Origin of the sequence: Chamaesiphon sp. GL140_3_metabinner_50, from assembly GCF_025361915.1 — a bacterium.
Taxonomy (GTDB): domain Bacteria; phylum Cyanobacteriota; class Cyanobacteriia; order Cyanobacteriales; family Chamaesiphonaceae; genus Chamaesiphon.
Window position 1 is genome coordinate 1 of the sequence record NZ_JANYJC010000369.1, and the last position, 8907, is coordinate 8907.

Sequence of the window (8907 nt, forward strand, 5' to 3'; positions counted from 1 at the left end):
GGTATAATTGGTGCGTTGTCAACTCCGCCGACAAGTAAGGCTAAAATCGCGTTATGATGGACGATCGTGAAGGTGCTCATCCAGAAGTGATATACCAACCAGGGGATAACCCAGAATTTGACGAAGCCCCAGATGCCTAAAGTTCCAATTAAAATCGGGAAGATAATTGCGGCACCGATAATCACAAATAGAGCCGAGAATTTAACATCGTCTCTGGTTTTGCCTGCGGGAAATTTCCGCCAGTCAAAGTGAACTGCTGCCCAGTGGGGTAATGATGCCAACCACCATAACCGTCCGCGCATCGCCTGATAGACTACTTGTAGCCAGGTGGGCGCGTCTTGATAATCTTCGGGTCGCCACGGCTGCCAAGCGTTGTCCACGTCCATTTTATTGGTATGCTTGTGGTGTTTAGCGTGTCCGTATCGCCAGCCGTGGAAGGGATAAATTAGGGTCAACATAAACAGATGACCGACAATATCGTTGACTTTGCGACTATTCGAGAAAGAACGATGGGCGCAGTCATGACCGATTACGAAGCAGCCAGTCATCGCCGTACCTGTAAATACCCATGCCAGCGGTAATATATACCAAGGCGAATAGGCAATTGCGAGCATCCCTATCGTCACGCTGACGATGGTTTTAAGGGCTGTCAGCCATGCTTGACGACTATCTTTAACAAAAACTGATTTTGGTAAAGACTGAACGATGTGTTTGAATTTGAGATGCGGGGACAGCACTGCGGCTGGATTCGGATCGATCGATAAAGTCATGTAGCGGTTTAGATCTCCAGTATTTATGAGGAAGGCAAAATGATTGTGACTGCCAGTTAGATACTTTTGCGTCAGTAGATAAATGGCAATTATGAATTTGTAGCCAAACTACGTACCGTTTTGTTAACGATCGTTAATATTTATCCTACATTAGTGTGGGGCTGGGGTCTAGTAGGTCGATCGCTAGCACTGGTATCGATCGGCTAGATTGCCTGACTAGAGCCAACCGATCGTCATCATAACGCGATTTTAGCCTTACTTGTCGGCGGAGTTGACAACGCACCAATTATACCTTGCCAAATCGCCGATCGCGTTGTTGATAGTCGGCGATCGCTTGCATAAATTCGTCGTTGCTAAAATCTGGCCAGTGGGTATTGGTAATATATAACTCGGTATAGGCAAGTTGCCAGAGTAAAAAGTTGCTCAACCGCTGTTCGCCGCTAGTCCTAATTAACAAATCGGGGTCTGGTAATCCGGTGGTGTCTAAATATTGAGTGAATACCGATTCATCGATCGATTGGGGGTCTAATTCACCCGCTCTAATCAGGGTGGCGATCGATTTACAGGCTTGGAGAATTTCGTGCCTACCGCCATAATTAATGGCAATATTAAACGTGACCGCGCGGTTATGTTCGGTAGTCGCGATCGATTTATCCATCATTGTTTGGAGTCCGATCGGCACTTGAGATCGATCGCCCAGAAATCTCACTCGCACGCCTTCTTCATGCAATTTAGCTAGTTCGCTATCTAATAAACCTTCAAATAGTTTCATTAAAAAATCGACTTCAGCCGCTGGTCTGCGCCAATTTTCAGTTGAAAATGCATAGACGGTGAAATTAGCAACTCCCCAATCTTTACAGCACCGTAATAGCGATTTAACTGTTTTAGCACCTTGCTGATGTCCGGCAATTCTCGGCAATCCTTGTTGTTTTGCCCATCGTCCATTACCATCCATAATTGCGGCAATATGTTGGGGCATTTTAGTCGGATCTAAAATAGCTGGTAATTTGGTAAGTGTTTGAGTATTCATGTTATTACTAATAGAAAATTTGTTAATTAGACGACGCACCGAAAATTCGATCTAAATCTGTAGGCTTGAGGGAATGATGCCAAGCTAAAAGCTGTTGCATTACTAGCACGAAAGTCGTGACAATCTGCCAGCGGTGTTGCCATGTCCAATCCTGCCATTGCAAGACAGACATCATCCGTCGATAGGTTGTGAGTAAATTATTCCCCGAAGAGCGGCGTGGTAATAGTTGTTGACAACCGCGTAAAAATCGATATCCTTTCGGACATGGATATAGCCAGATGCCAAACCCCCAGAACTTAATTAAATGATTGACTTCATCGCAAACTAGCTCTCCTAATATCTGCCGCAAGGTACCTTTAGAATGCCCCATCAGCCACAGATATAAACAGGTCGCTCCATACTCAGTAAAAATTCGATGCAAACCGTGACGATATAGATCTCGATCTGGGCAGCTAGTCGGTTGATAAGGTCGAACTTGTTTGAAAGTTAGCTCAATTTTTTTACCGCTTAATTGACGATAAACTCTTAGGAGCGCGGGTGCATGACGACATTCTTCTAGTTCCCAGATTCCTTTCGAGTGCTTGCCTATTTTATCAACAGTTCCTCCGACAAATTCTGCCATTTGCGGGTGAATGGGCGCAAGATATTGCCGACTAGTCTGGGTATAATCGCGAATGGGTGCTTCGGTATCGATCGCACCTTTGAGAATAGCTAAAAAGAGTTGCGGCTCGATGCCGACAATTTGGTCGCAATTGAGATTTTGCCAATCGATTCGCGCCCATTTTCGAGGTTGTGGACGATCGAACTGTTGGGGTAATTCTTGGAGTTTAGTATTTAAAGTTACCGGATCTAAATATTCGGCAATTAGCGATCGAATGTTGAGACAAAAGTTAGATTCAAGCTGGATATCTTGCTGTTGTAGCGGTTTTGTGGGGGCATCGCTAGCTAAATATAAAGTCATGTCTCGTCTACCGATATTGAGGTGGTAGTTCGACTATAAACTTCCAGATAAATACTGTCAGTCGGATCTTGTCGGCAATCTTATACTAAGGAAAAGTCGGAAAAAGTCGGGAATCAGTAATTCTGGCGGGGTAGTTGTTTATACCAGCGGAGATCTACCCACACTTCTCCTTACGGAGACGCTACGCTACGGCTTCGCTCGGTGCAACGCCCCGCCCTTTGGTCACCCCTCCTCGGAGGGGATTTTCAAAGCCCCTTTGGGGCTTGCTACCGTACATACACAAGTTGGATAGACTTCGTTTTGAGATCTAAATCCCCCAACCCCCTTTCCAAGGGGGCTTTTAAAGTCCCACTTTCCAAGGGGGATTTAGGGGGATTCCCACCAATTTTGCGTCTAACTAGAGATGTATAGACACTGTAGCTTATAAAGGGTTGGCTCTTCTTGCTCCGAAGGGCGGGGTGGGTAGATCTCCGCAGCAACTCAAACTAGATGATCTAGATTACAGCTAGACCCTAAATCGGTTCGTAAAATGTGGATTATGGCGGCTAATCATAACTCGATCTCAGCCGTCGTGAGTGTAATTACACATTGAGGACTGGAATTATGAAGACAATCGTGTGTGTGCCTGGGTACATCGTCACCGAAGAAATTTATACAGGTAACCAAACCTCGATCTATCGTGGTATCAGACAGTGCGATCGCGATCCAGTCACTATCGAACTCTTACGCAATCCTTTTCCTAGCTGTAACGAGCTGATCCAGTTCCGACACAAGTACGAAATTGGTAAAAATTTCGATCTGCCTAATATTATCAAAACGCTGGCATTAGAACCATACCAGAACTCTTATGCCTTGATTTCAGAAGATTTTGGCGGCATTTCCTTAAAATCTTTTCTACAGCAATCGTTAGCTCTTGGAGCAGATCGGCAGAAACTAACGATGTTCCTGCAAATTGCCATTCAAATGGCTGAGGCACTAGAAGGATTGTATACTCATCGCACGATCCATAAAGACATCAAACCGAGCAACATCCTAATTCATCCCGAAACGCACCAAGTCAAACTCATCGATTTTAGGATCGCTTCGCTCTTACCCAAAGAAACCCCAGAAATTAGACATGCCAATTTGCTAGAAGGAACACTAGCATATATGTCTCCAGAGCAAACCGGACGGATGAATCGGGGAATTGACTACCGCAGCGATTTTTATGCACTAGGCGCGACTTTTTACGAACTATTGACAGGACAGTTACCGTTTAATTACAGCGATCCGCTAGACTTGGTACACGCTCATCTTGCCAAACAGCCAACTCCCATCCGCAATATTCAACCCAATACGCCGCTGATGCTCTGTGAGCTAGTTGTTAAATTGATGTCCAAAAATGCGGAAGATCGCTATCAAAATGCGCTGGGATTAAAGCACGATCTAGAAATTTGCTCGATCCAATTACAACAGACAGGCGAAATCGGTGGATTTAATTTAGGAGATCGCGATCCGAGCGATCGCTTTACCATCCCCGAAAAACTCTATGGTCGCGAGTCAGAAGTCAATACCCTACTTGCTGCTTTCGATCGAGTCAACGATAGCGGTACCACCGAGATTGTCTTAGTTGCAGGTTATTCGGGCATCGGCAAAACTCTTGTAGTTCGCGAAGTTTATAAGCCTGTCGTGCGGCAACGGGGCTACTTTATTAAGGGTAAATACGACCAATTTCAACGCAATATTCCGTTTTCTGCTTTCGTCCAAGCCTTCCGCGAGTTGATGGGGCAATTGCTAGCAGAATCGGCAGCGCAACTCGAAGCGCGCAAAATCGAGATTCTGGCAGCAGTTGGCGATAATGGACAGGTATTAATCGATGTAATTCCCGAATTAGAGCGGATTATCGGTCGGCAGTTACCCGCCCCAGAATTAGCTGCTGGTGCCGAACAGCAACGATTCTATTCACTAATGCAAAAGTTCGTCCGCTTGTTTTGTACCACAGCACATCCGCTGGTATTATTTCTCGACGATTTGCAATGGGCAGATTTAGCATCTTTAGATTTACTAAAATTGTTAACGGAGGATACGAAACATTTATTAGTATTAGGAGCTTATCGAGATAATGAAGTCTCGCCAGTCCATCCAGCTATTTTAGCGATCGATGAGATTGCCAAAACTGGAATTAGAGTTGATACTATTACACTCAAGCCCCTAAATCAAGCAGATTTAAACCATTTAGTTGCAGATACACTAAATTGCGATTTACTCGTCGCGCAACCACTAGCTGAATTGGTAGATCTTAAAACCAAGGGTAATCCATTTTTCGCTAACCAGTTTCTTAAATCATTATATGACGATCGACTGATTAGCTTCGATCGGATCGATCGAAATAACCAAGTTGGTGGCTGGAAATGCGATCTTGCTAAAGTTAGAGCCTTAGCAATTACCGACGATGTGGTCGAGTTTATGGCACTGCAACTCCAAAAATTGCCGATCGAAACTCAAGCGGCAATGGCTTTTGCCGCCTGTATTGGGGCACAATTCGACCTCCAAATTCTGGCGATCGTCTTAGAAAAATCGCCAGCAGAGACAGCCGCAATTTTGTGGGCAGGGTTGCAAGAAAATTTATTAATCCCAACTACCAAAATCTATAAATTCTTTACTAATTGTAGCGATCGCTCGGAGTCGGATCTAGCAGCGAATCCAGTTTATAGATTTTTACACGATCGCGTTCAACAAGCAGCTTACTCCTTAATCGATGACGACCAAAAACAACTTACTCACCTTAATATTGGCAGACTAATTCACCAAAGCTGCTCGGAGCTGACTGGCGAGCTTCGGGTATTTGATATCGTCGGACATTTGAATCAAGCCAAAGCATTAATTACCGAACCAATCGAACGAACTGCCCTAGTCGCAATGAACTTTACTGCGGGTAAAAAGGCCAGAAATTCGACTGCTTATGCTGCGGCAAATAGCTATTTACAAACAGCAATCGAACTCCTACCGATCGACTGTTGGGATACTCAATATCAACTCACTTTAGAGCTACATATTGCTGCGGCTGAAGCCGCTTATTTAGCCGGAAATTTAGAGTGGATGCAAGAAATCTCGACGATTATAATGCGATCGGCAATAACGGTTGTCGATAAAGTTGAAATCTACAGAATTCAAGTTGCGGCACTCACCGCCAATGGCAAGATGCTCGAAGCCATTAGTGTTGGTGCCAAGGCACTGGCTCAACTGGGCATCGAATTCCCCACTACTCCCGATGCCACTCAAATCGAGCTAGCACTACAGACGCTGGAAGCTCAACTCGAAGGTAGATGTATCGAAGATCTGTTAGATTTGCCAGTAATGAGCGATCGTCAGGCTCAGGTAACAATTAAACTCTTAGCAGATTTAGGTAAAACGATTGTGCTTGGTATGCCCGGATTGTTACCGATCCTTAGCTCCACGATGGTAACCCTATCGCTCGATTATGGCAATGCGCCAGCCTCATTAGCGGGATATGTTTACCACGGGATGGTGTTGAGTGCAATTTTAAATAATGTGGAAACTGGTTATCGGTTTGGTAAATTAGCCATCGATTTACTAGATCGCGATAACCCAACCGAATTCGATGGCACGGTGCTATTTCTATTTGCAGCCTGGATTCAACATCGCCGCGAACCGATTCGAGCTTGTTTGCCCACATTAAAAAATTGCTACACGACTTTTATGGAAGCTGGTGATTTTCTCAGTGCTGGGTATAGCATTGCTATTTACTTCGAGTCAACTTTGCTCGCTGGGGTAGATCTGAGTAATTGGCTGGTGGAAATATCTGACTATAGCGATGCGCTAGCCAAAGCGAAGCAATATTCCGCCCAGACTTTTTTAGATGTCAAGCGTCAAATGGCACAGAACCTCATCGAGGGTGTCAGTCAGCCAGATTGTCTAGTTGGAAGTGCGTATGATGAAACAGTAATGATTCCTCAACACCTCCAGAATAATGAATTCAGCGCGCTGGCTGCGGTATATGGCTACAAACAGATTCTGGCTTATTTGTTTGGCAATTATCGAGCGGCGATCGACTATACCGCCAAAGCGCAACCATATTTACTCGGAGTCGCCGGGATGGTGACGATTCCGACATTCCATTTGTTTGCAGCTCTGGCGCATTTAGCCGGATCTGAAATCGATCTTATTCAAATAGCCAGCCATCAAGCGGTAATCGATCTGTGGGCGCAAACTGCACCGACAAATTACCGCCACAAATGGCACCTGATCGAAGCTGAAAAACAGCGGGTATTCGGCAACCACGCCACCGCAGGCGAACATTACGATCGCGCCATTGCTGGTGCTAAAGAGCATCAATTCGTCCATGAAGAAGCCCTGGCTAACGAATTAGCAGCCAAATTTTACATCGCTGACGATCGCCAAAAAATTGCCCAGATTTACATGGTAGAAGCTTATTACTGCTATGTTCGGTGGGGCGCAATGGCAAAAGCAGCCCAATTAACCACACTCTATCCCCAACTGCTGGCGACGATCTTGCATCCAGATCGATCGGATATTTCCCACATCGAGATGTCTACCGCCATGAATTTTGGAACTAGTACCTCCGCCGCTTTAGATTTATCAGCTTTACTCAAAGCTTCACAAGCGATTGCTGGCGAGATTGAATTCGATCGATTATTGGCGACATTGCTTAAAATCGCGATCGCCAGTGCTGGAGCCGATAAATGTGTCTTGCTACTTCAACAAGAACAGGAGTTGCAAGTAGTAGCACGAGCCGAGGGCATTGAAGAACCGCAGCTATTAACGCCGATCTCGCTAGCAGCCAGTCAGGATGTGCCGTTTAGTGTCGTAAATACGGTGCAAAATAACCTGACATCGTTGGTGCTGGGCGATGTCATCCACCACCAGCAGTTTGGTAGCGATGATTATATTCACCTTAACCAGCCCAAAAGTATCCTGTGTATGCCGATCTTAAATCAAGGTCAGACGATCGGCATCTTATACTTAGAAAATCAAATCGCGATCGATTCATTTACGCCCGAACGAGTCGAATTACTCCAAGTCATCGTCGCTCAAGCGGCGATAAGCATCGAGAATGCCAAACTCTATCGTCAACTCCAAGGCTCGGTAGAACTGCTCGAACAAAAAGTCGCAGAACGCACGATCGAACTTAAAGCCGCTAAAGAATTAGCCGAATCTGCCGATCGTGCCAAGACGAGTTTTTTCAACAACATGAGTCACGAACTTCGCACGCCACTCAACGCCATTTTAGGCATGTCGGAAGGCTTGCAAGAACAAGCTTATGGAGAACTCAACAAACGACAATTACGCTGTGTGGAAGTCATTTACAACGGCGGTACGCATCTGCTATCGCTGATCGACGATGTTCTCGATTTGGCAAAAATTGAAGCTGGCAAACTAGAACTATATTGCGCCCCAACTAAAATCCAGCAGCTTTGCGATGCTAGTTTCCGACTAGTCGAGCCGCAAGCACTCAAAAAAGGGATTCAATTAGAACTGAATCTGCCGCCCCATTTGCCCAATCTAGTCGTAGACGAACGCCGGATTCGCCAAGTGTTAATTAACTTACTTGCTAATGCTGTCAAATTCACGCCAACAGGCGGTCGAGTGAGCCTGGAAGTGGCACATATTGTCACTAATACCGAAAACGATCGAATGCAATTTACCGTCTGCGATACGGGCATTGGCATTAAGCCCGAACATCTAACTCAGTTATTTCAGCCCTTCGTCCAAATCGATAACCAAGTCAGTCGCCAGCAGGGTACGGGTTTGGGCTTAAATCTCGTCCGAGAGCTAGTCGAGCTGCATGGCGGGCACGTAGTTGTCAGCAGTAAAATCGATGTTGGTAGTCGGTTTACAGTCGATTTACCCTGCGAGGAGCGGTCATTTATCTTCTCGTTACCTACCGCCGGATTTATAGACGATCTGTCAACAATTTTCCCGCAGTCCCAATTCTATCCCCACACCATGCCCGATCGACAAAAGACGATCGCCATCGTCGATGACGATCGTGACAACATCGAGACGCTCAGTGATTATTTATCAGCCAAAGGCTACAACATTATTGTCGCCGATCGAGGAATAGATCCGATCGAAGTCGCTCAATTACATCAGCCCGATGCGATTGTTATGGATCTGCAAATGCC

Annotated in this window: 5 protein-coding genes; 1 reads left to right on the forward strand and 4 read right to left on the reverse strand. The window is 45.6% G+C overall.

Going from position 1 to position 8907, the window contains the following annotated elements; genetic code table 11:
- From Q0R35_RS18100 to Q0R35_RS18115, 4 genes are all read right to left on the reverse strand, one after another.
- A partial coding sequence (locus Q0R35_RS18100; RefSeq protein ID WP_295621770.1) for a fatty acid desaturase occupies nt 1-770 on the reverse strand: 770 nt, incomplete at its 3' end.
- Nucleotides 771-915: 145 nt separating this feature from the next.
- The gene (locus tag Q0R35_RS18105; RefSeq protein ID WP_295621774.1) at nt 916-1053 is read right to left on the reverse strand and encodes a hypothetical protein; all 138 of its coding nucleotides are present in this window, start codon (nt 1051-1053) and stop codon (nt 916-918) included.
- 3 nt (nt 1054-1056) lie between these two features.
- Nucleotides 1057-1800: an isoprenyl transferase gene (locus tag Q0R35_RS18110; RefSeq protein ID WP_295621777.1), complete on the reverse strand. Its 744-nt coding sequence runs from the start codon at nt 1798-1800 to the stop codon at nt 1057-1059.
- 22 nt (nt 1801-1822) lie between these two features.
- Nucleotides 1823-2761: a ferritin-like domain-containing protein gene (locus tag Q0R35_RS18115; protein ID WP_295621780.1), complete on the reverse strand. Its 939-nt coding sequence runs from the start codon at nt 2759-2761 to the stop codon at nt 1823-1825.
- A gap of 603 nt (nt 2762-3364) precedes the next feature.
- Between Q0R35_RS18115 and Q0R35_RS18120 the strand changes: the two genes are divergently transcribed.
- A partial coding sequence (locus Q0R35_RS18120) for an AAA family ATPase (RefSeq protein ID WP_295621783.1) occupies nt 3365-8907 on the forward strand: 5543 nt, incomplete at its 3' end.